Origin of the sequence: Nitratidesulfovibrio oxamicus (assembly GCF_015731765.1) — a bacterium.
GTDB lineage: Bacteria > Desulfobacterota > Desulfovibrionia > Desulfovibrionales > Desulfovibrionaceae > Cupidesulfovibrio > Cupidesulfovibrio oxamicus.
On record NZ_VRYY01000364.1, the window covers coordinates 1 to 2601 of the forward strand.

Here is a 2601-nt window from a genome sequence, read left to right on the forward strand (position 1 = left end):
GCGGACGCATCCGCCGCTGCGCACCGCTGGCGCGGGCGCACATCGAGGAAGCGTTTGCGGCGTCCATCGTGGCGGGGGCCTTCGTGGTCTGGGACGACCGGAGCGAGGTCGTGGCCGCGCGGCGGCAGCGGAGGTTTGGCGCGCTGGTGCTGGACGACGCCCCCCACGACGCGGCGGACCCGGAAGCGGTAACGGCGGCGGTGGCGGCGGGCATCCGGTCCATCGGGCTGCATTGCCTGCCATGGACGCCGGAACTGGAACAATGGCGCGCGCGGGTGACCTTGCTGCGCGGGCTGGAGGCGCGCGAGACGAACCGGACGGCGGAAGATGCGTTGCCCGCGACTACTTGTCCGGACGTGCCTGCCTGTCCGGACGTGTCCACTGGGCCGGACGTGTCCACTTGGCCGGACGTGTCCGACGCGGCCCTGCTGGCCGGGCTGGAGCAATGGCTGGCCCCGTACCTGTCCGGCATCACCCGGCGCGCGCAGTTCACGCGCATTGATCTTGCAGGCGCGCTGGCGGCCCTGCTGCCGTGGGAACTGGCGCGGCGACTGGATGCCGAGGCGCCGGAGCGCATCGAGGTGCCGTCCGGCTCGCAGGTGCTGGTGGACTACACGGCGGAAGGCGGTCCGGTGCTGGCGGTGAAGTTGCAGGAAATGTTCGGCGCACGGGAAACTCCCTGTGTTGCCGGGGGGCGCGTGCCGGTGGTGGTGCACCTGCTGTCGCCCGCCGGGCGGCCCTTGCAGGTCACGCGCGACCTGGCCGGGTTCTGGCGCACGGGGTACCCCGCGGTGCGGGCAGAGATGCGGGGCCGCTACCCCAAGCATCCCTGGCCGGAAGACCCCCTAGCCGCACCACCAACCCGGCTGACCACGCGGCGCATGCAGCAAGCGGCCACTGCGGGAGCTACGCCGCAAGGCGCCGGAAATGGCGGTGGCAGGGGCGGTGGGCGCACCCGCTGACGGCTGGCGGCGTTGCGTGTGCGGCGCGCCACGGGGCGGACGCTTCCTGAACATGGCGATGCGGTGCGTGGGGAGGGCTCTTGTGCCCGCAGCCCCAGCAGGCCTCGCAAATCCTGCCGACCCTGCGACCCTGCTGGTCGGCGTCGGCTGCTCTCGCCGCCAGTGCAGAATGCCCGGCAGAAATGGTCCATTTGCTCTCCATTGGCCGCAGTGCCCCCGGTCATCCCGCAACTGCCCAAGGTTGCCCAGGCAGGGGCGGGTCTGCTATCGCCGGAAAAACAGGAGACACACGAGATGACGCACCAACGTCGCGCGCGGTTCGCACCGGGTGCCGGGCCTGCCCGCAGGTCTGCCCTCTTTCCGACGCAGCAACCGGTTTCGTTGCCGGTCCTGTTGCTGGCCAGCCTGCTGACGGCCCTGCTGCTGACCGGTTGCGGCCCCAAGCGATCCATTATCGGCTTTCCCGGCGAATCCACGCAAGAGGCGCGCCCAGCCCCGCAGCAGGCCGAACCGCAGCGCCCTCGCACCGTCACCCTGAGCACGCCCTATGATTCCAAGGAGGCGCGCCGCAAGCTGGCCCCCGGCAAGAATACCATCCGGGGTACGGCCACTGCCAGAACGCCCGGCGGCGAGGTGGCCAGCTGCGCGGGCAAGCCGGTGACGCTGGTGCCGGTGACGGCCTATTCCAGCGAACGCATGTTCGCCATCTACGGCAGCGATGATAAGGGCACCCTGCGCCTGGGGCAGGGCGCTGCGCCGCCGCCGGTCATCACCAACGACGACCCGCGCTACCTTGCCGACCATCCACAAACGGTGTGCACCGACAGCGGCGCCTTCGTCTTCAAGGACATCGCCGACGGGCAGTTCTTCATCGTGACCGGGTTCACCTGGCTGACCGTGGACAAGAAGCCGCAGGGCGTGGGCCTGATGCAGCGGGTTGGCGTGTCCGGCGGTCAGACGAAAAAGCTCGACATGAAGCCGTAGCGGCTGGCGGCGGGTGAAAGGCGCGGGACCGGATGCGGTCCGGCCAGCACCTGCTCCGGGGCGGGCCACGGAGGGCCGGAGAGGGGGATGATCCCTGTCCGACCGCGCGCCGGTCGCCGCTGTCGCGTCCCCCGGCCTGGGGCCATGTAACCCCCGGCCTTTGCATTGCGCTGTTTGCAACTTCCGCCGAAAGGTGGGAAGTACCCGTTTCGGCAACACCCGCGGGCACTGTTACCGGCCAGGGGGGGCGTCATGCGCGTCCCTTGGCCGTTTTTGCGTTTCGTGGGCGTTGATGTGCGTTGTGTTTCTTGCCCCAGTCGGCCAGTCGGCCAGTCGGCCAGTCGGCCAGTCGCGCCGCTCATGCCGATCATGCCGCGCATGCCGGCCAGGCGGACCCGCCAGCCGTGCCTGCCTCCCCCCTTGCGGGGGGCGCATTCCGCCACATCCCGGCGCAACGGCGAAAGGACAGGCATCACGACTGCCGTTGCGACTCACCTGAACGGATGGAAGTTTTCGTGGATAGAAAAAGGTAATACCTAACCAAAACGGACTAATCCGTTATAAAATCTCTTGCTGGACTTGTCTTCAATGCCTTTAAAAGTATGGGGAACAAGTCCTCACTCCGGTGGTTAAACCGAAAACAAACTTCACCCAG

Annotated in this window: 2 protein-coding genes; both read left to right on the top strand. The window is 68.6% G+C overall.

Going from position 1 to position 2601, the window contains the following annotated elements; all coding sequences use genetic code 11:
* Positions 1-962, top strand: a 962-nt coding sequence (locus tag FVW20_RS12195; RefSeq protein ID WP_307831516.1) for an ATP-dependent helicase C-terminal domain-containing protein, incomplete at its 5' end; no start/stop codon positions are given.
* Positions 963-1256: 294 nt separating this feature from the next.
* Positions 1257-1946, top strand: a complete 690-nt coding sequence (locus FVW20_RS12200) for a hypothetical protein (protein ID WP_196609829.1) — start codon at positions 1257-1259, stop codon at positions 1944-1946.
* Positions 1947-2601: the final 655 nt, after the last annotated feature.

Coding starts and splice junctions, on each gene's coding strand:
- FVW20_RS12200 (WP_196609829.1), top strand. CDS start 1,257: ATGACGCACCAACGTCGCGCGCGGTTCGCACCGGGTGCCGGGCCTGCC.